18 protein-coding genes are annotated in these 21524 nt (G+C 43.1%); 1 reads left to right on the forward strand and 17 read right to left on the reverse strand.

The genetic code is table 11. The features are described from left to right. From rsgA to gmk, 10 genes are all read right to left on the reverse strand, one after another. Entirely contained in the window at window positions 1–885 is an 885-nt protein-coding gene (gene rsgA / locus QWT69_RS09345) for a ribosome small subunit-dependent GTPase A (RefSeq protein WP_317965052.1), read from the reverse strand. 14 nt (window positions 886–899) lie between these two features. Next, window positions 900–2864: a Stk1 family PASTA domain-containing Ser/Thr kinase gene (pknB, locus tag QWT69_RS09350; protein ID WP_317965054.1), complete on the reverse strand. Its 1965-nt coding sequence runs from the start codon at window positions 2862–2864 to the stop codon at window positions 900–902. Beyond that, window positions 2861–3625 (reverse strand): Stp1/IreP family PP2C-type Ser/Thr phosphatase, encoded by a 765-nt coding sequence (locus QWT69_RS09355; RefSeq protein ID WP_317965056.1) that lies wholly within the window; start codon window positions 3623–3625, stop codon window positions 2861–2863. Before QWT69_RS09355 ends, pknB begins: the two co-directional genes overlap by 4 nt. A 21-nt stretch (window positions 3626–3646) precedes the next feature. Next, window positions 3647–5005, reverse strand: coding sequence for a 16S rRNA (cytosine(967)-C(5))-methyltransferase RsmB (gene rsmB / locus QWT69_RS09360; RefSeq protein WP_317965058.1), 1359 nt, complete (start codon window positions 5003–5005; stop codon window positions 3647–3649). Beyond that, window positions 5002–5943 (reverse strand): methionyl-tRNA formyltransferase, encoded by a 942-nt coding sequence (gene fmt / locus QWT69_RS09365; RefSeq protein ID WP_317965060.1) that lies wholly within the window; start codon window positions 5941–5943, stop codon window positions 5002–5004. Before fmt ends, rsmB begins: the two co-directional genes overlap by 4 nt. Then, complete coding sequence (gene def, locus QWT69_RS09370) at window positions 5940–6437, reverse strand: peptide deformylase (RefSeq protein WP_317965062.1); 498 nt, start codon at window positions 6435–6437, stop codon at window positions 5940–5942. The genes fmt and def overlap by 4 nt, the downstream gene beginning before the upstream one ends. A 40-nt stretch (window positions 6438–6477) precedes the next feature. Further along, entirely contained in the window at window positions 6478–8889 is a 2412-nt protein-coding gene (gene priA / locus QWT69_RS09375; protein WP_317965064.1) for a primosomal protein N', read from the reverse strand. After that, window positions 8879–10102 (reverse strand): bifunctional phosphopantothenoylcysteine decarboxylase/phosphopantothenate--cysteine ligase CoaBC, encoded by a 1224-nt coding sequence (gene coaBC, locus QWT69_RS09380; RefSeq protein WP_317965066.1) that lies wholly within the window; start codon window positions 10100–10102, stop codon window positions 8879–8881. Before coaBC ends, priA begins: the two co-directional genes overlap by 11 nt. Before the next feature lie 108 nt (window positions 10103–10210). Beyond that, window positions 10211–10435, reverse strand: coding sequence for a DNA-directed RNA polymerase subunit omega (gene rpoZ / locus QWT69_RS09385; protein ID WP_317965068.1), 225 nt, complete (start codon window positions 10433–10435; stop codon window positions 10211–10213). 3 nt (window positions 10436–10438) lie between these two features. Continuing rightward, entirely contained in the window at window positions 10439–11056 is a 618-nt protein-coding gene (gene gmk / locus QWT69_RS09390) for a guanylate kinase (protein WP_317965070.1), read from the reverse strand. A 132-nt stretch (window positions 11057–11188) separates the two neighbouring features. Between gmk and QWT69_RS09395 the strand changes: the two genes are divergently transcribed. Beyond that, complete coding sequence (locus QWT69_RS09395) at window positions 11189–12880, forward strand: Rqc2 family fibronectin-binding protein (protein WP_317965072.1); 1692 nt, start codon at window positions 11189–11191, stop codon at window positions 12878–12880. Window positions 12881–12933: 53 nt separating this feature from the next. Here QWT69_RS09395 and pyrE read toward each other — a convergent pair whose 3' ends face one another. From pyrE to pyrC, 7 genes are read right to left on the reverse strand one after another with little or no spacing between them, the layout of a single operon-like run. Further along, window positions 12934–13563, reverse strand: a complete 630-nt coding sequence (gene pyrE, locus QWT69_RS09400; protein ID WP_317965074.1) for an orotate phosphoribosyltransferase — start codon at window positions 13561–13563, stop codon at window positions 12934–12936. 2 nt (window positions 13564–13565) lie between these two features. Continuing rightward, entirely contained in the window at window positions 13566–14276 is a 711-nt protein-coding gene (gene pyrF, locus QWT69_RS09405) for an orotidine-5'-phosphate decarboxylase (RefSeq protein WP_317965076.1), read from the reverse strand. Next, window positions 14273–15187, reverse strand: a complete 915-nt coding sequence (locus tag QWT69_RS09410; protein ID WP_317965078.1) for a dihydroorotate dehydrogenase — start codon at window positions 15185–15187, stop codon at window positions 14273–14275. The genes pyrF and QWT69_RS09410 overlap by 4 nt, the downstream gene beginning before the upstream one ends. Then, complete coding sequence (locus QWT69_RS09415; RefSeq protein WP_317965080.1) at window positions 15184–15960, reverse strand: dihydroorotate dehydrogenase electron transfer subunit; 777 nt, start codon at window positions 15958–15960, stop codon at window positions 15184–15186. Before QWT69_RS09415 ends, QWT69_RS09410 begins: the two co-directional genes overlap by 4 nt. Further along, complete coding sequence (carB, locus tag QWT69_RS09420) at window positions 15957–19154, reverse strand: carbamoyl-phosphate synthase large subunit (RefSeq protein WP_317965082.1); 3198 nt, start codon at window positions 19152–19154, stop codon at window positions 15957–15959. Before carB ends, QWT69_RS09415 begins: the two co-directional genes overlap by 4 nt. Further along, window positions 19147–20247 (reverse strand): carbamoyl phosphate synthase small subunit, encoded by a 1101-nt coding sequence (locus tag QWT69_RS09425; protein ID WP_317971015.1) that lies wholly within the window; start codon window positions 20245–20247, stop codon window positions 19147–19149. Before QWT69_RS09425 ends, carB begins: the two co-directional genes overlap by 8 nt. Beyond that, complete coding sequence (gene pyrC, locus QWT69_RS09430) at window positions 20247–21524, reverse strand: dihydroorotase (RefSeq protein WP_317965084.1); 1278 nt, start codon at window positions 21522–21524, stop codon at window positions 20247–20249. Before pyrC ends, QWT69_RS09425 begins: the two co-directional genes overlap by 1 nt.

Consider the following 21524-nt stretch of genomic DNA (forward strand, 5'->3'; position numbering starts at 1 on the left):
TTATGAATACCTCGGCTTTCGATCAGTAATTTCTTGCAGGAATTGCACATAATTCTTATAACGAGACTGCAAGATTTCCCCAGTCTCTACCTTCGCTTTCACTGCACAACCGGGCTCTTTCGTGTGAAGACATCCCCGGAACTTACAATCTGACGCGCTGCGTTCCATTTCAACGAAATAATTCCGCAACTCCTCTTTTTCGATATGTGTGAACTCGAGTGAACTGAAACCTGGCGTGTCAGCTACAAGCCCTCCTGCCACTTCCATCAGTTCCACATGTCTCGTTGTATGCTTTCCTCTACCTAACGCATCGGAAATTTCTCCTGTTTTCAGAGCTAGCTCAGGTATGAGCGTGTTTAACAAGGTCGATTTCCCGACGCCTGATTGACCGGCAAGTACTGTTGTTTGATCTTTCAGGAAAGGCTCCAATACAGTAAATAAATTCGGATCATCAATATATGTTTCAACGACATCATAACCAATATCTCGGTAATAGTTCAAGGCGGCTTCTGCATCCTGAACAACGCTTTCACTTGCGATATCCTTTTTCGTAACACAAATTACCGGCTTAATGCCATAAGATTCTATAACAACAAGAAACCTGTCCAGCAAATGCGGACTAAAATCAGGTTCCACCAAAGAAAAAACGAGAAAAGCCTGATCGATATTAGAGATTGGCGGCCGGACAAGTTCGTTTTTACGCTCATCAATTTCAGTTACTGTTGCATCATTGTCGCCTTCTCGGACAATTGTCACAATATCTCCGACCAATGGCGTTATTCCACGATTCCTGAAAACACCACGGCCTTTACACTGGATCAATTGCCCGTCCTGTTCGACATAATAAAAACCACTAATTGCTTTTCTGATTTGTCCTTTTGGCATCCAATCCCTCTTTCTTAATCAATATCGTCGTAATCTATTGTTTCCTCCGCGATGACTGTGGAATTTCTGAATATCCTATATGCTCCACGCTGTCCTTCTCCAAGTTCAATCGTAATTTTTTCTTTGACATCTTCGATAATGGTGAACTCTTTAACAGGATCCGTCATGGAATGTTTACTGTCTTGTATATAAATTTGAATTGTCTGCGGTTCGCGATCTGTCTGTTCGTCTTCCTCCTCTTCGAAGTCAACAACCTCATATGGAATTTCAATTGTACGAACAATATATTTTACAGGTTTTTCTTTTGGTCCTTTTGAAAGTCCGACTTCTACCAGTGCCCCTTTTTCAATTTCAGAGTTTGCAGATGGTTTCTGCCATATGACTCGACCTTCTTCAATCGTATCATGGTGTTCTTTTTCTACAACTCTAATATCGAAGCCGGAAGTTTTGGCATACTTCTGTAGTTGTTCATTGCTATAGCCTGTCAAGTTATCAATTTTTCTGATGTCTTTACCGAGACTGACTGTGAAAACAAGGTCGGTATCTTCAGGAACGATTTCTTCCCCTTCTTCCGGTGACTGCCCGATGATTTGTCCCTTTGGCTTATCGTCATGAACGGGATTCGATTTAATGGATTTGAAATTATATCTATCCAAAAGGCTATTAATTTCTTCAAAATCACGACCAATATAGTTCGTCAACACCATCGTCTCTTTACCTTTACTCACATACAGCGTGACAGGAGTTCCAACATCCCTCAGCTTGTCAGCTTCTGGAATTGTGCGGAAAACTTGACCTGCGATGAACTCATCAGAAAAGTCTTCTTCTATCTCGCTCACTGTAAAGCCGTATTCCTCGAGTTCAGCTATCGCTTCTGCTTCATCCATTCCAACTACATTTGGAATCGTTTCTTTTTTTGGCCCTAACATTCCAGGGAGTAAAAAGATAAGCAATAGGATCGCAACTAAAGCCGTTAATGAACCAACTACAATGTGCCATTTCTTTCGCTTTTTCTTTACAGGTGCTACAGGTTGAGCGGGAATAGGTTCAATGATACGTGTCTGTTCCGCTTCATCCAGTAATGTATTATCTTTAATAGCTGGTATGATCCGGGTTTTATCATCATCAAAAGGAACAACGAACTTCTCCTCATCATTTCTTTCTTCGCAGAGAACAGTAAGAAGGTCCTCGTACATCTCATCAGCTGACTGGTATCGATAGGTAGCATCTTTTGCAGTCGCCTTTAAAATGACATTTTCAACACTCTGCGGAATTTCAGGATAGATGAGGCGGACTGATGGCGTTTCCTCCTGTAGATGCTTCAAGGCAATCGCAACTGCAGTTTCGGCTGAAAACGGCAATTTCCCCGTTAATAATTCATAAAAAACGATTCCTAGTGAATAGATATCCGACTTTTTCGTCGCCATCCCACCTCTTGCTTGCTCAGGTGACAAATAATGGACTGTGCCGATGACTGAATTTGTTTTTGTATGGGACGTTGCACTTAGTGCCATAGCAATACCGAAATCAGTGATTTTCACATCATTTTCGCTATCCATCAAGATGTTTTGCGGCTTGATGTCGCGATGGATAATCCCATTATGATGCGCATTGGCAATTGCAGAAACTAATTGTTTCATAATATTGATTGCTTCAATGGGTCGTAAAGGACCATTTGTTTGGATATACTTTTTAAGTGTCTGGCCTTCAATGAATTCCATTACAAGGTAATGCAATTCGCCATCTTCTCCAACATCAAAAATATTAACGATATGTGGATGTGTCAAACTCGTTGCAGAGAGTGCCTCTCTCTGGAATCGCTTTTTCATATCTTGTTCATTCACAAAGTCGTAGTTAAGTACTTTTATGGCTACATCTCTGTCCAGAATGATGTCGTGCGCAAGATACACTTTCGACATACCGCCTTCGCCGATGCCTTTAATAATTTCGTAACGGCCGCCTACTCGTTTACCGATCATGTTTCATCCACCTCCGAAACGGATGGACCCGTTAGTATGACGGATATATTATCTTCTCCGCCCAGTTCGTTGGCCAATCCTATCAAACGGGCTGCTTTTTCATGTAAATTACCTTTTGAAGTAACTATCGTCAAAATTTGAGCAGTTGTAACTTTATTACTTAAACCGTCTGTGCATATTAAAACATATGATGAGTGAATATCGAAGGTAAACTGATAAAAATCGGGCACTATTGATGCTTCTGAACCCAAAGCGCGCATAATCCAATTCCTTTGTGGATGAACTTCAGCTTCTTCTTCCGTGATTTCTCCCGATTCTAGCAATACATTTACGAAAGAATGATCTTTTGTAACTTGTTGAATCGTTTTTTCTTCGATTATATAGACACGACTGTCACCGACATGTGTAATGATTCCCCTATTCTCAAAGAGAAGAACAGCATCCAATGTCGTGCCCATCCCTTTTAAATCGGGGTCATTCATGGCTTTTGAATAGATTTCATCGTTGACGAATGTAATCGTTTCATTCAGCCATTTTATCCAGTCATCATTCTGAAAGTGGCTGTAATCTTTAATAGCTGTATACTTTTCGCCTATTAACTGAACAGCAGTGGAGCTCGCGTAATCCCCACCTCGATGCCCCCCCATACCATCAGCAACTATCGCCAATGCTGGACCGTCTTGAAGCGTGAAAACAGCTGCACTGTCTTCATTTACCGTGCGCTTTCTACCAATGTCTGTCAGAACTTCAAATTGCATCATCCGTACCCCCTTTTGAATCATTCAGCTATTATGTTTTTTTTGGAAAGCGGCTACAAAAAATCCATCGCTACCGAAATGCTGAGGAAGCACTTGCAACATGTTGTTTTCAATCGGCAATGGGACATTGCTCTGTATTCCATCCAGCTCTGTAAGATGCAAATCGGAATGTGTGTTCAAGAACTCTCTGACGAGCCCTTCATTTTCATCATATTCCACCGTACATGTACTATAGACGATAATCCCATCCGGTTTGATAAGCTGATAGGCTACTTCCAACAATTGCTGTTGAATGTCCGAAAGGTTTTTTAAATCTTGTTCAGTTTTATTGTATTTTATTTCCGGTTTCCGGCGGATGACACCGAGACCACTGCAAGGTGCATCGACAAGTATCCGGTCGAATGAAGCGGGCTTATAAATTGTTGTTAATTCTCTGCTGTCGCCACTTTTCGTTTGAATGGACTTTATCCCAAGGCGTTCTGCATTCGATTCAATTAACGCAAGTTTATGATCATGTAAATCATGGGCATAGATTTCCCCGGTGTCATTCATCTTCTCTGCGATGAACGTTGTTTTTCCACCTGGTGCAGCACACATATCGAGCACTTTCATGCCCGGTTTCACATCAAGTGCAAGGACAGGCAACATCGAGCTTTCATCTTGGATAGTCAGTAAACCATTCGAAAATGCAGCTGTGTTTGCTAAGCTACCGCTAGCTGTCTGTACACTTTCGGCTACAACTTGTCCCGCCGTTGCTTCGATGCCTTCACTATTCAATGCGGATATTGCTTCATCAACCGTAGATTTCAGCGAATTGACTCTTGCTGTCATTCGTGCAGGATTATTGTTTTCATGTGCCATCGCCAACGCTTCTTCTTTCCCAAATTGCTTAATCCATCTGTCAATCAACCATTTTGGGTGACTCGTTTCGATGGAAATCCTTTCAGCGTCATCTTTAATATCTTCGATGGAACGTACCCCTTCACGCAATACCGAACGCAGTATACCGTTAACAGTTGGCGCAATCCGTTTATGGCCTCGTCGCTTCGCTATTTCAACTGCTTCATGGACGACTGCGTGGGGAGGGATTTTTGTCAGGAAAACAATTTGATAGATGGACAGTCGTAATAATTCGCGCACCCATTTATCCAACTTGCCTCTCACAAACGGTTCCAAATAATAATCCAGCGCCAAGCGATGTTGAAGTGTGCCGTAAGTCAATTCTGTTAACAGTCCCCGGTCTTTAGGATCAATCGTATATTTTTTGATAGTCCTGTTTAGAAGGAGGTTGCTGTATGCCTGATTTTCATTAATTTCAATCAGTATGGACAGCGCGGCATCCCGTACATTGCCGTTCCAGATTTTCTTTTTAGTAGTTGTCATTCAAATGAGTCTCCTTCATGCCATTTCGCCCCGACACCGTTCATGAATTCTTCGGCAGTCAATCGCTTTTTACCGGCAGGTTGCAATTCGGTGATTGCTATTGAAGTCTGATCACCCGTTTTAATAATCAGCTTATCTTTTAAACGTTTGATAATGGTACCTGGTTTCGCTTCTGAAACAATATCCGATTTCTCCGCGCTCCAAATTTTCACATTATCTCCTTGGAACACAGAATATGATCCGGGCCATGGATATAATCCTCTGATCTGATTGTAAATGGCTAGTCCATTCTTCGACCAGTCAATTCGTTCCTGTTCACGGGAAATATTGCTAGCAAAAGTCACTTTTTCTTCATCTTGCTCTATACTTTCATTCGTCTTGTCTAGTATTGAAGGCAATGTCTCTTTGAGCAGTTGTGTACCGGCTGCTGAAAGCTTATCAAACAGTATACCTGTAGTATCCGTTTCCGTTATCGGCACTTTCACTTGAGATATAATATTGCCCGCATCCAATTTTTCGACCATATACATGATTGTGACACCGGTTTCAGTTTCGCCGTCAATAACTGCTTGATGGATTGGCGCTCCCCCTCGGTATTTCGGCAATAATGAAGCATGCACATTAATACAACCATATTCAGGTGTTTCAAGGAGCTCCTTCGGCAAAATTTGACCATATGCTGCAGTAATAATCAAATCGGGCTTCAAGTTGATAATTTCTTTCAGTTCTTCTGAATGCCTTAGTTTTTCAGGTTGCAGTACAGGCAAACCGAGCCGAACTGCCTCAGCTTTTACAGGAGGGGGGGTGAGAACACGCTTTCTTCCGACTGGTCGATCGGGTTGGGTAACAACTGCAAGAATTTCTAAACCTTCGTCTTTAAGCATAGTTAGTACAGGAACGGAAAAATCAGGAGTTCCCATGAATACGATTTTGGTCATTCCGTTTCCCCCTCCTCATCTACTTGTTCGAACTCTTCCGGATCAACGATTCTTTTAATTTTAGTATCGAACAGAATCCCATCCAAATGGTCAATTTCATGGAGGATTGCACGTGCTTCGTAATCTTCTGCTTCAAGTTCGTATAATGAACCATCGCGTTCCTGTGCTTCTACTTTTACATAGAATGGACGTTCCACTTCTCCATATAATCCAGGAAAACTCAAACACCCTTCCACTTCAATTTCGGATCCGCCAATTGCCGTGATGACCGGATTGACCATTTCAATGACATCATCGCCTTCACCAAGGTCAACAATCGCGACACGCAATAATTCACCTACTTGTGGAGCGGCTAGTCCGACACCGTCCGCATCAACCATTGTTTCATACATATCATCTAATAATCTCGCGAGTTTCTTATCAAACTTTTTGACTTCCTTACAGCGTTGCGTAAGGAGTGTCGATGGACTTTTAACGATTTCTAGTATTGCCAATTCAATTCCTCTTCTCTCACAATTTGTTCGTCAAGCCGGATTAGAAAATGGAACTCGGATCTACATCTACACTCATTAGCAACCCGTCTTTCATCCAGTTCGTCCGGTACATTTTGATTAATTGCTGAAGCGTATCGATAAGCTTCGGCTCTTTTTTGTATTTTATCAAACATTGGTATCGATATCTATTGTTCACTCGGCTTATTGCCGCAGCAGCTGGTCCGATAATAAATGTGTCTGGAGATAGAGCTCCTTTGATGAATGTTGCACCTTTATCTGCATAATCGATCACTTTCATAAGATCTTCATGTGAAAATTGAATGAGTGTTATATAGAAAAAAGGAGGATAGCCATATTGTCTGCGCGCCGCCATCTCCATATGATAGAACGTTTCAAAGTGTTGCGTCTTTGCCAATTCGATTGCATAATGCTCTGGCGTATAGGTCTGTATAAACACTTCACCGGCAAGTTCATGACGTCCGGCACGACCGCTTACTTGTGTCAGCAGTTGGAATGTCTTTTCTGCAGCACGGAAATCCGCTAGATGCAACGTTGTATCCGCCGCGAGTACGCCGACCAACGTAATATTCGGGAAATCCAATCCTTTTGCAATCATCTGAGTACCTAAAAGTATGTCTGCGTTACCTTCACTTACTTGACGGAGAATTCGTTCATGAGACCCTTTCTGCCTCGTCGTATCAACATCCATTCGTAAGACGCGCGCTTCAGGGAATAACTTTGCAATTTCTTCTTCGGCTTTTTGGGTACCTGTACCAAAAAAACGGATATGCTCACTTTCGCACTCCGGACAGATCGTCGGAACCCCTTCCTCATGGCCACAATAATGGCATTTCAACGTCTCATTTGCACGATGATACGTCAAAGAGATATCGCAGTTCGGACATTGGACGACTGTTCCACAATCCCTGCACAATACAAATGAAGAGAAACCCCTTTTGTTAAGGAATAGGACAATTTGTTCTTTCCTTTGGAGACGTGTTCGTATCCCTTCCGCTAATTCAACGGAAAACATCGACCGGTTTCCTTCCTTCAACTCTTCCCGCATATCAACGACTGTCACGCTTGGAAGCCCTTGATTCAACGCTCTCTTTGACAACTCAAGAAGTGTATATACACCTTTGGATGCACGGGCATATGATTCCAATGAAGGAGTTGCACTTCCGAGTACGACAGGACAACCAAAATGTTCCGATCTCCAAATCGCTACATCACGCGCATGGTATCGCGGATTATCTTCCTGTTTATAGGTTGATTCGTGTTCTTCGTCTAGTATGATAATGCCGATATTCTCAAATGGTGCAAAAATAGCGGAACGTGCTCCTACAACTACTTTTACTTCTTTACGGTGAATTTTTCGCCATTCGTCGTATTTTTCTCCCGCTGATAAACCACTATGCATGACAGCAACGAGTCCACCGAACCTTGCTTGGAAGCGTGATGTCATTTGCGGTGTAAGAGAAATTTCAGGTACGAGGACAATCGCTTCCTTGCCTTGTTTAAGTACATGGCTAATTGCCTGCAAATAGACTTCCGTTTTCCCACTACCTGTAATACCATGCAATAGAAATGTCTTGGCCGAATTTTTGTCTGATGCTTCGTTGACAAGGTCCAATGCTACTTTCTGTTCTTCCGTCAACGTCAAAGGCAGCTGGGTATCTCGTAGCCGTGGAGCATCTGGTTCACGATAGGTTTCAACATGCTCCTCAGAAGCAGCCCCTTTTTCGATTAGAGCTTTTAGCACGGGTGCCTGGACGCCAGCTTCCTTCAGTACACTTGCAGCCACTACCGTTTTGTTTGCATGGCGTCTCATCCAATCCAACAATTCTTTCTGCTTTTTTGCATTCGTATGGATTGTTTCATCGATTGTTTGAAGTGTACTTGCATCTTTTATATGAATGACACGGACTTTTTTCACTTTTGTCTGTTGACTTATTGCCGTATCGATTGTTAAAACGCCAATTTTCGCGTATGCTTTAATGATTTTCAATAAAGCAGAATCAGTTACTTGTTTTAATGGTAACCTCGTTCGCCCATTCAAAAAAGATAGCAATGCTGCATCCCTTATTTCATAGGGCTTTTCCACTTCAATAAATTTTTCATATTTGCCACGCATTGCTGCGGGTAACATAACTTGCAAAGCATCAATTTCATAGGCAAGTGTTTCTCTTGCTACTATTTTAGATAGTTTCAGAAGTTCTGGTGAAAGTACAGGTTCCAAATCGATTAATTCATCAATCGATTTCAATTTTTCCTCATCGAGATCGCTATCAGTTTTCAATCGGGTGACATATCCGAGTACTTTTCTTGGTCCGAAGGGAACCTTCACACGTGATCCACATTCAATTACCTCTTGCATATTGGAAGGCACAACATAATCGAACGGCCTGTCGATCGGATAAGCAGCCACATCGACAATGACTTCAGCAATCATGGACGGTTGTCCTTTCCTCTTCGATTATTTTTTCAAGAAGTGCGGCTGCAAGCTGGCTCTTCAACATAGCTTCAAACGGAAACGTTTTCCCTGTTTTCGTCAGTAGTGTGACAACATTTGTATCGCTACCGAAACCGCCACCAGGATCAGTGACATCATTGACGATAATGTAATCCAAGTTTTTACTGTCAAGCTTTGACTGACCATATGCAACGGCGTCGTTCGTTTCAGCTGCAAAGCCTATAAGAATTTGGTTCTTCTTCTGTGCTCCGAGCGTTTTTAATATATCCGTCGTCCGTTCAAGACTAATTGAGGAATCTCCCTCTTTTTTCTTCATCTTCTGAGCATGCGCTTCTTTCGGCCTGTAATCTGCCACTGCAGCCGACTTTATGACGATTGAAGCATCTTCATACTCGGCTAATACTGCTTCCAGCATTTCGGCAGCACTTTCGACTTTCAAGAGACGAACACCGCTAGGTTTCGGTAAATCTACCGGTCCGGATATCAAAACCGTTGATGCGCCCAATTTCACAGCGGCTTCCGCCATCGCATACCCCATCTTCCCGCTCGAGAAATTCGAAATATATCTAACAGGGTCAATTCTTTCACGAGTCGGTCCAGCAGTGACGACCACTTTCTTACCTGCTAGTGGTAAGTTTACTGATTTTGAAAATCGTTCTTGTATCAATGCAACAATCTGTTCAGGTTCTTCCAATCTTCCTTTACCTACATAGCCACAAGCTAAAAAACCTTCAGCAGGCTCAATGAACCTGTACCCATCTTCATGAAGTTGGGCTATGTTTCTGATGACCGACTTATTTTCATACATATGTACATTCATCGCCGGTGCAATCCATACTTCAGCAGTCGTTGCCAACAATGTCGAAGTAACCATATCATCTGCAATTCCATTCGCGATTTTTCCGATAGCATTAGCGGTCGCAGGAGCTACAATGACTAGATCTGCCCAATCAGCAAGATCAATATGCGCGATAACACGAGAGTCTTTTTCATCAAACGTATCAAAATAAACATCATTTCGGGACATGACCTGAAAAGTAAGGGGATTCACAAATTCCATGGCAGACGCTGTCATAATCACTTTGACTTCAGCCCCTGCTTGAGACAACTTGCTTACAAGAGCGACAGCTTTATAGACAGCGATGCCTCCAGTAACACAGACGAGTATTTTTTTGTTCAACAATTGGCTCATCCTTTCACCAAAAAGTAGTTCTATATAAATTAAGAAACTCCCCAAGAAAGTCTGTTTCTAAGGGAGTGACACACTAACTATTAAAATGTGTTGATATTTTCGTTAAGATCAGACTTCGTCTTCATAAATGATGGAAGCATCTTGTTCCTGTTTAGATAATGCGCCTGTGGCGATTTCTTCCAGTGCTTTGCCAACATTTTTGTGAGACGTGTACTTCTGCAACAACGGATTACGGCTTTCCTGCATTTCACGCGCGCGTTTAGCGGCAAGTGTAACAAGTGTATATTTGGAATCAATCTTGCTTTTCAATGAATCAACTGATGGATATAACATAAATCATTCTCCCTCCAACATCTGTAAGTAGCGTTTTTCAACACGTTCACGACGGCAATGCTCAGCAGTGACAATTGCATTGATGCGATCGCATGCCTTTGACACTTCATCGTTTTCAACAACATAATCATAAAGATTCATCATTTCAAGCTCATCACGCGCCTTTAATACACGGCTCGCAATAACATCGGCTTCTTCAGTCCCTCTTCCGACAAGCCTTACTTGAAGCTCGGATAAGCTTGGAGGAGCAAGGAAAATAAAGAGACCATCCGGCACTTTCTCCCGGACCTGTGCGGCTCCGACAACTTCAATTTCAAGAAAAACGTCTCGGCCGGCATCTAATGTAGCATTCACATAATCAAGCGGCGTCCCGTAGTAGTTGCCAACATACTCGGCATACTCAAGAAGGCCGCCTTCGCTAATTCGGCGTTCGAATTCCTGTCTGGATTTAAAGAAGTAATCGACTCCGTCTTGTTCGCCTTCACGCGGACTTCTAGTCGTCATCGAAATCGAATATTCATAGTTCGTATCAGGTTGTTGAAAAAGTTCTTTTCTGACTGTACCTTTTCCGACCCCGGAAGGACCGGATAGGACAATCAGCAATCCTCGTTGTTTGTACATGCAATCCCTCTTCTTATGTAATCTTCGGCTAATTTTGTTTCATTCATCCTAGCAAACATTCTTATCATATTATAACATATCTACACGCGAGAGTGCTAAAATGGAACAAAACGTTTGAAAGAGGAATTCATAATGGCATTTGATGGTTTATTCACAGCTGCAATGACAGACGAATTGCAGATTTTAAAAGATGGACGGATCTCCAAAATTCACCAACCAAACACACAAGAAGTCATTCTAATGATAAGAGCAGGAAGAAGCAATCATAAATTGCTTATTTCCACACATCCTTCTTATTCGCGTGTACAACTGACAGAAGAAACACAAACGAATCCACCTGAACCGCCGATGTTTTGTATGGTACTTAGAAAGCATCTTGAAGGGGGCACCATTGAATCGATCCGTCAGGAAGGTAACGATCGGATTATCATTTTGAATATCCGTGCAAAAAACGAGATTGGTGATGACATCAATCGCACACTGATCATCGAGATTATGGGTAGACATAGCAATATGATACTTATCGATCCTGATCGGAATATGATTATCGACAGTCTGAAACATCTGCCTCCTTCTGTTAATAGTTACAGAACTGTTATGCCTGGCCAACCCTATATACCTGCACCGCCGCAAAACAAGCTGAACCCATTTGAGGTGGATGAAAAAATATATTCTGAAATATTCTCTGCAATCGAAGGAGCTAAGGATGTCGTAGACGCTTTCTCAGGTTTTTCCCCAATCCATGCCGAAGAGATTTTGCATCGGCTGAATGGTATCTCACACGACCAGTCATTCAATGTATTCCAAGCATTCCTTTCATCCTTTTTGGGCGATAAGAAAACCCCTACTATTGCAGAAAACGGCAATAAATCACTATTCTCCGCTACAGCATTGACGTTTGCAGATAAGACGATTGCCACGTTCAATACGCTTGGTGAAATGCTAGACAAAGTCTATTTTGCTAGAGCTGAAAGAGAGCGTGTAAAATCCCAGGCGGCAGATCTTGAACGTTGGCTTGATAATGAAGTTGCCAAGTTGAAACTTAAGATGAATAAATTAGCAAAAGAACAGAAAGCTGCCGAGAAACTGGATACGTTCCAGTTATACGGAGAACTCCTTACTGCAAACAGCTACGCGATACAAAAAGGTGATAATGAAGCGGTTGTCGACAATTATTACGAGGAAGGCACTACCGTAACTATTCCGTTAGATCCTAGGAAGACACCAATTGAAAATGCTCAACGGTTTTATTCCCGTTATACGAAAGCAAAAAATGCATTAATCATGATTGCAAAGCAACTGCAGAAAGCGCAGGAAGATATCGATTACTTTGAAATGATTAAACAGCAGGTCATGCAAGCTTCTCCAAATGACATCGATGAAATACGGGAAGAATTATCCGATCTCGGTTTGATGAAAGCAAGACGCGGAAAAAAGAAACCGAAACCGAAAAAGCCTGCACCTGAAAGTTATATTTCTTCTTCCGGCATTCCTATTTCTGTCGGCAAAAACAATAAGCAAAATGATTATTTAACATTCAAAGTGGCAGCTAGAGATCAAATCTGGTTGCATACAAAAGATATTCCTGGATCACATGTTGTCATACATGATGCAAATCCGGATGAGAAGACAATCGAGGAAGCGGCAGTTCTATCCGCTTACTTCAGTAAAGCGAGAGGTTCATCGTCCGTACCTGTCGATTTTACGGAAGTGAAACACGTGAAAAAGCCGAATGGATCAAAACCCGGTTTTGTCATCTATTTCGAGCAGAAGACTATTCATGTCACTCCCGAAGAAGATATTGTGAGAAAACTGAAGAAGTGATTGCAAACGAAAAGGCAGAATGGAGCTTCACAACTCCATTCTGCCTTTTTTCCTTATTTCAATAAACCCGCTTTTAATTTTCCGTGCCATTCAAGAAGTTCACGGATAGATACATCAGTAATTGCACCGCTATCTTTAGCTGCTTCTGTTAATGCATTGAAGTCTGTCAAACTCTTATAGCTCAATCCCGCCTCTTCAAATGCCTTATCTGCACTTTCAAGTTCATATGTAAATATAGAAACGACACCCGTTACTTCAACATTTTCTGATCGTAGTGCTTTTACTGCATTCAGGCTGCTGCCACCTGTAGAAATCAAGTCTTCGATAATGATCGCCTTATCTAACGAAGTTACTTTCCCTTCGATTTGACGACTCCTTCCATGCCCTTTTGCTGTTGAACGGATATAGACCATCGGCAAGCCCAGAATGTCTGCAATCCAAGCAGCGTGTGGGATGCCGGCAGTTGCTGTCCCAGCAATCAATGTCGTTTCAGCATAATACTCTTTGATAAGACCCGCAAGGCCTTCAGCAATTTTCTTTCGGCCAATAGGATCAGACATCGTCAATCGGTTGTCACAATAGATTGGAGACTGAATACCTGATGCCCAAGTGAAGGGATCTTCAGGACTTAGTTCCACAGCGCCTACATGTAATAGGATTTTTGCAATTTCTTTTTTATCCATTCTTATTCCATCCCTTTCCAACGAGCGTTAATCTGTTCGTACGCAGCTAGCGGATCTGTTGCACCTGTAATCGCTCTACCAACGACAATGTGTGTTGAACCTTTTTTTCTCGCTTCTTCAGGAGTAGCAATTCTCTTTTGGTCATGTGTACTGCTTTCAGGCAAACGAATACCCGGAGTCACTTTAAGAAATGATTGTCCACAAACTTGCTGGATTATCGAAGCTTCATGGACCGAGCAAACAACACCGTCTAAACCAGCTTCTTTTGTCAATTTCGCATAGTGAAGTACGGATTTCTCCAAAGAAACTCCAATCAATTGTTCTTCCCGAACTTGGCGATCATCAGTAGACGTTAGCTGCGTCACCCCAATGATGGAGGGTCGCTTCATACCAGCTGGCGTCCCTTTATCCAATCCTTCGAGCGCCGCCTCCATCATTATCCTCCCACCAGCTGCATGGACATTCACTAGATCGACACCTAGACGAGCCAATACTTCCATAGCAGACTTCACAGTATTTGGAATATCGTGGAGCTTCAAATCCAAAAAGATGTCAAATCCGAGTTCTTTCAGCTTGGCAATAATCGTCGGACCTTCTTTGAAATATAGTTGCATCCCGACTTTTACATTGACATCCCCATCGAACGCACGGAGGAACTCCATTGTCTTTTGGCCTGAATCAAAATCTAGCGCAATGATTGGAGAGATTCTCATAGTAGGTGACTCCTTCCGATAAGTTCTGAAATATGATTGACATTTAGTTCATCCAGCTTTGCAGGCAGTTCGTTGATGATGTTTGGACAAACGAATGGATCCACGAAATTGGCTGTGCCTACTGCTACGGCACTTGCGCCTGCAGACATAAAATCGATCACATCATCCACATTTGCAACGCCGCCCATTCCTATAATCGGGATGTTGACTATCTGACTCACTTCATAAACCATCCGTAGTGCAACCGGCTTGATCGCGGGACCTGATAAACCGCCTGTTACATTCGCAATGATCGGTCTGCCTGTCTTCTGATCTAGACGCATGCCTACCAATGTATTAATCATCGTAATACCGTCTGCTCCAGCTGCTTCAACCGCCCTTGCAATTTCTTTTATATCAGTGACATTAGGAGACAATTTTACGTAGACAGGGACTTCTGACACTTTTTTCACCGCTGCCGTCAGATCATGTGCTTGTTGGGGGTCTGTTCCGAATGTGATTCCGCCACATTTGACGTTCGGACAGGAAATATTCAATTCCAGCGCTTTCACATTCGGCGCAGATGAAATCTTTTGTGCGACTTCCACGTAATCTGCCGTTTCAGTACCAGCCACGTTTGCAATGATCGGAACATCGAACTGTTCTAGCCAAGGCAATTCGTTTTCCATGACGCCTTGCAAGCCTGGGTTTTGTAGACCGATAGCATTCAGCATTCCTGCTGCAGTCTCAGCTACTCGCGGAGTCGGATTCCCGAAGCGCGTTTCCAATGTTGTCGCTTTGATCATAATTGCGCCTAGTTGGGACAAGTTATACAAATTACCGTATTCTTTACCGAAACCGAAACAACCTGATGCCGGCATAATTGGATTCTTCAGCTGCAAGCCTGGCAGCTCTACTGATAACCTGTTCATATCGACACCACCCCTGCAGGAAATACCGGTCCATCTGAACATACTTTGATGTACGGTTTATCCGATTTATCCGTTGTTTGGCAGACACATGCGAAACAAGCTCCGATCCCACAGCCCATTCGCTGTTCAAAAGAAAGAAATCCTTTTTTGCCTTCATATGCAGATTGAACAGCAGTCAGCATCGGCATCGGACCACACGTGTAATACGTTGAAAATTCATTGGTAAACTGTTCCATAACATCCGTTACAAATCCTTTAGTACCGGCAGTTCCATCCACCGTCGCAATATACGTTTCACCCAGTTCATTGAATTCTTTTTCATAAAAAGAAACTTCGGCTGTCTGGAATCCTAGTACATGAATACAAGTAACACCTTTAGCAGTTAGTTGTTTCGACAATTCATAAAGGGGTGGAACACCAATTCCGCCGCCGATTAATATCGCCGTTTCACTGACAGAGGTTTCTTCAACCGGAAAACCGTTACCTAACGGACCGAGCACATCCACTTCATCCCCTATTCGCTTTACAGACAGCAATGAAGTTCCTCTTCCTTCTGCGCGGTAAATGATCGTCATTTCATTGATATCCTGATCGATAGATGCAATCGATATCGGTCTTCTCAATAACGGCTCATATGAATCCGATACACGTATATGGACAAACTGGCCGGGGGAAGTAATTTCCCCCACCAACTTACCTGCTAGTTTCATTTCGAAAATGTCTTTGGCAATCTGTTTCTGGTCGACAATAGTCATCCTGTCTTGAATAATCATATTGACACCTGTTGCTTTGGCATTTCATCCGTTTGAAAAGTCATCGATTCGATGACACGTAACATAGCTTCTGCTGTATCAATCGACGTCAGGCATGGGATTCCGTTCTCCACAGATTCACGTCTAATTCTAAAACCATCGCGTTCAGGCTGCTTCCCTTTCGTCAATGTGTTGATAACGAGTTGAGCATCTCCTTTTTGAATGACGTCGATAAGTGTCGGTCCATCCGAACCGATTTTCCCGACAGTTTTCACTTTGATAGCGGCCTCTTCCAACGTTTTTGCTGTACCTTCAGTAGCCATGATATGGTAACCGATATTCACAAAACGCTTAGCAATATCGACAATTTCTTCTTTGTCTTTGTCGGAGACTGTCATCAGTACAGAACCATATTCTTTAATTTCCATACCTGCAGCAACAAGGCCTTTGTAAAGTGCTTTTTCAAGTGTTATGTCTTTCCCCATCACTTCACCTGTCGATTTCATTTCAGGTCCTAGTGTAATATCCACACGGCGCAGTTTTGCGAATGAGAATACCGGTACCTTCACATAGACACCCGACGGAATATCCGCTAAGCCGTCTTTATAACCTTGCTCAATGATCGATTGGCCTAAAATCGCTTTTGTCGCGATGTTTGCCATTGGGATATTCGTAATTTTACTTAAGAAAGGAACGGTCCGACTTGATCTCGGATTCACTTCAATGACATACACTTGGCCTTCGGATATAACAAACTGGATATTCAACAATCCTCTGATATTTAATCCGAGAGCTAGTCGTTTTGTATAGTCCACGATGGTTTCAACCATCGAGGCAGACAAGTTTTGAGGAGGATACACAGCAATAGAGTCGCCAGAGTGTACGCCTGCGCGCTCGATATGCTCCATGATACCTGGAATAACGACGTTTTCCCCATCACAGATTCCATCAACTTCAATTTCAGTCCCTGTCAAATAGCGGTCAATTAAAACCGGATGTTCAGGGCTTGCTTGCACAGCGTGCTCCATATAGTGAAGTAATTCCTCTTCAAGGTAGACGATTTCCATCGCACGACCGCCTAGTACATAAGATGGTCTTACAAGTACTGGATAACCGATTTCGTTCGCAATTGCCACTGCTTCTGGAACAGAAACTGCTGTTTTGCCGAGTGGTTGCGGGATGCCGATTTCATGCAAAGCCCGTTCAAACTTATCACGGTTTTCCGCGCGATCAATGTCCTCTAGTGAAGTACCGAGAATTTTCACTCCGCGCGCTTCAAGCCCAGCTGCTAAGTTGATGGCCGTCTGCCCGCCGAATTGAACGATTACACCTTCAGGCTGTTCCAGGTCAATGATGTGCATCACATCTTCAATCGTCAATGGTTCAAAGTATAATTTGTCCGATATGGAAAAGTCTGTTGACACCGTTTCGGGATTATTATTGATGATGATTGCCTCATAACCGGCCTGTTGGATCGCCCATACGGAATGGACTGTTGCATAATCGAACTCTACACCTTGCCCGATACGGATTGGACCGGAACCGAGAACTACGACGCTTTTCTTTTCCGATTTGACAGACTCATTTTCTTGTTCATATGTCCCATAAAAATAAGGTGTGTCAGATTCATATTCGCCTGCACATGTGTCCACTTTCTTATAAACCGGAATAATGCCATGCTCTTTCCGCAAACTATAAATCGCCCGTTCTTTTTCATTCCATAGCTGGGCAATTGTCACATCTGAAAAGCCCATGCGCTTTGCTTTATACAAAATTTCAAGGTTATGTGGGTTTGCTTTCAATTGTTCTTCAAATCGGACAATCTTTTCGAATTTCCGCAAGAAGAAGACGTCGATCATACTCCACTCGTGTAACGTTTCAATCGATACACCTCTACGTAATGCCTCGCCGATAAAGAATAAACGCTCGTCTCCTGCTCGTCTGATACGTTTTTCAATCCACTCATCAGTCATATCATCTCCATTTTTGAGACTCAGACCGAATTGGCCTGTTTCAAGTGAGCGGACAGCTTTAAGAATCGACTCTTCAAAAGTGCGACCCATTGCCATCACTTCACCTGTCGCTTTCATTTGTGTACCTAGATTTCGTTTCGCAGATTCGAATTTATCAAATGGCCAACGCGGAATCTTAGTTACTACATAGTCGATAGTCGGTTCAAAGCATGCGTACGTTGTTCCAGTTACAGGATTCATCATTTCGTCAAGCGTCAATCCTACAGCGATTTTCGCAGCAAGTTTCGCTATCGGATAACCGGTTGCTTTGGACGCCAACGCTGATGAACGGCTTACACGCGGGTTCACTTCAATAATATAATAATTGAAGCTGTGCGGGTCTAGTGCTAACTGGACGTTACAGCCGCCTTCAATTTTAAGCGCTCGGATGATCTTCAATGACACATTCCGAAGCATTTGGTTTTCCCGGTCTGTCATTGTCTGGCAAGGAGCTGTAACAATGGAATCGCCTGTATGGATACCGACTGCATCGACGTTTTCCATGTTACAAACAACGATTGCATTATCGGCTGAATCCCGCATTACTTCATATTCGATCTCTTTAAAGCCTGCGATGGATTTTTCAAGAAGACATTGCGTAACAGGACTGTATTTTAATCCACTTGCAACAATTTCATTTAAATCTTTGTCATTGTAGCAAATCCCGCCACCTGTTCCTCCCAAGGTGAAAGCAGGGCGGACAATTACCGGATAGCCAATTTTTTCAACGAACGCGTGCGCTTCCTCAAGATTATGGATGATGTCACTTTCAGGTACCGGTTCGCCAAGTTCATTCATAAGTGTTCTGAACAGATCTCTGTCTTCTGCCTTATGGATTGCATCGAGCTTTGTTCCAAGTATTTCAATGTTGAGTTCATCCAAAATCCCTGACTCCTGCAATTCAATCGCCATATTCAAACCCGTTTGACCACCAAGTGTAGGCAGCAGGGCATCAGGACGTTCTTTGCGGATAATGCGGCTTACGAATTCCAATGTTAATGGCTCGATATATACTTTGTCTGCTATTTCCGTATCGGTCATGATTGTCGCAGGATTGGAGTTGACTAAGATTACACGGTAGCCTTCCTCTTTTAACGAAAGGCAGGCTTGCGTTCCCGCATAGTCGAATTCAGCAGCTTGTCCGATAACAATTGGACCAGAACCAATTACGAGAATTGTTTCTATATCTTGTCTTTTAGGCATTGAAATTCCCCTCTCTCTTGCTTGCATTCATCAGTTCTTCAAATCGATTAAAAAGATGTTTTGCATCTTCCGGTCCAGGAGATGCTTCCGGATGAAACTGGACCGAGAAGGTTGCATCTTTTTGACTGCGCAATCCTTCAACCGTGTTGTCATTTAAAGCCCTATGCGTAATTTCAAGTTTTGACTCATCGATGGATGCTTCATCGACTTGATAACCATGGCTTTGCGAAGTCAGTTCCGTCCTGCCTGTCAACAGATCTTTCACTGGATAATTCCCACCACTATGCCCGATTTTCATCTTCGATGTTTTAGCTCCATAGGACAATGCCAGCAGCTGATGACCCAGACCGATTCCAAAGATAGGTGCTGTTCCAATCAGTTGTTTAATTGTTTCCACGGCTCCTTCAACATCTGTCGGATTTCCAGGTCCGTTTGATAGCAAAATACCATCAGGGACCAAAGCAAGTATTTCCTCTGTTGATGTATCATAAGGCACTACAATGACATCATAATCCCTTTTATTCAGCTCTCGCAGCAGACCGTGCTTCAACCCATAATCTATGACTACTACACGCTTGCCACGCCCAGGACTCGGGTACGGCTTTTTCGTCGATATCATCGCTACTAAATCTTTTGGCGTTTGATAGTTAACAACTTCCGCGACAACTTCACTGTTGTTAAGTTCTTCACCAGCAGCTGTCAACTTCCCTTTCAATGAACCCTTTTGACGCAGGATTCTGGTGAGCATTCTTGTATCAATCCCTTCGATGCCTGGGATGCCTTTCAGCTCAAGCAGCGCACCTAAAGTCATTGAACTGCGGAAATTTGATGGTTCTTCGCTAAGCTCCCTAACAACGAGTCCATTGATGGCAGGTTCGATCGATTCATAATCATCACGATTTATGCCATAATTGCCAATGAGCGGATAGGTCATAACAACAATTTGGCCAAAACCAGACGGGTTTGAAATCGTTTCCTGGTAACCCGTCATCCCTGTTGTAAAAATTGTTTCACCAATTGAAGCACTTTCAGATCCAAAAGCAGTTCCTTCAAAAATCGTTCCATCTTCCAGTACCAAATATCTCTTTTTCATCATTGACCATCCTTCCAGACGATGTTTCCGCCATAAATTGTCGTTACAGGCCAGCCTTTGCATTTCCACCCGTCAAAAGGTGTATTCTTACCGTTTGAGAGGAAAGTCTTGCGGTTAATTGTCTGCTCTTTATTCAAATCCAGTAAAACCAGGTCCGCTGCTGCGCCAACTTCTAATTTACCGAAAGGCAGATCGAACACACTTGCCGGCTTTTCAGTCATCCAATCGATCAATTGCTTCAACGACCATTTCCCTTCAGCTACAAAGTGTGTGTAAAGCAGCGGGAATGCTGTTTCAAATCCCGTAATACCAAAGGGGGCTTTGGCAAATCCCACCCTCTTTTCTTCTGCCGTATGAGGGGCATGATCGGTTGCGATAAAGTCCAATGTGCCATCCATTAGCCCTTCACGTAACGCTTCAAGGTCTTCGATTCCACGAAGTGGAGGATTCATCTTCCAATCCGCGTCATCACCCGGAATGTCGTTTTCATTTAAGAGAAGATGGTGAGGACTTACTTCGGCAGTGACATGGATGCCTGCTCTTTTGGCGTCTCGTATAACTCTTACGGATTCTTTCGTACTAACATGACACACATGGTAGTGTGCACCTGCAGCCTCTGCCAATAAAATGTCCCGTGCGATATGTACAGACTCCGCAATCGAAGGTATGCCCGGTAAGCCAAGTTCCTTATTTCGCTTGCCTTCGTGCATTGCCCCTCCGTAGATCAACGTATTGTCTTCGCAATGTGCGACGATGGCCATATCGAGCTTAGCTGCATCTCTCATCGCTTCGTACATCATACCTGCTTCTTGGACACCTACTCCGTCATCCGTGAAGGCGAAAGCTCCGTTCTCCTTCAGTTCAGTCAGATTCGTACGTTCTTTTCCAGCTTCACGAATTGTGATCGATGCATAAGGAAGTACACGAATCAACGCATTTTCTTCAATCAGATTATTGACAAGGGACAGATTTTCTTTCGTATCAGGTACCGGCCGCGTATTTGGCATCGCACAAATGGTTGTATAACCGCCTTTTGCAGCAGCCAATGTTCCTGACGCGATTGTTTCTTTATGCTCTCCGCCTGGTTCGCGCAAATGCACATGAACATCAATGAATCCCGGAGCCAATACAAGCCCCTCCGCATTGATGATTTCTGCATCACCCGTTACCAAGTCTTGACCAATTTCAGTTATCCGGTCCTTTTTCAATCGGACATCAGAAATAACGAGTTCCCCTTCATCGTTCAGTAATTGAGCACCTTTGATAATCTTCTCCAT

It is taken from the genome of Sporosarcina oncorhynchi (assembly GCF_033304615.1).
Classification (GTDB): Bacteria; Bacillota; Bacilli; order Bacillales_A; family Planococcaceae; genus Sporosarcina; species Sporosarcina oncorhynchi.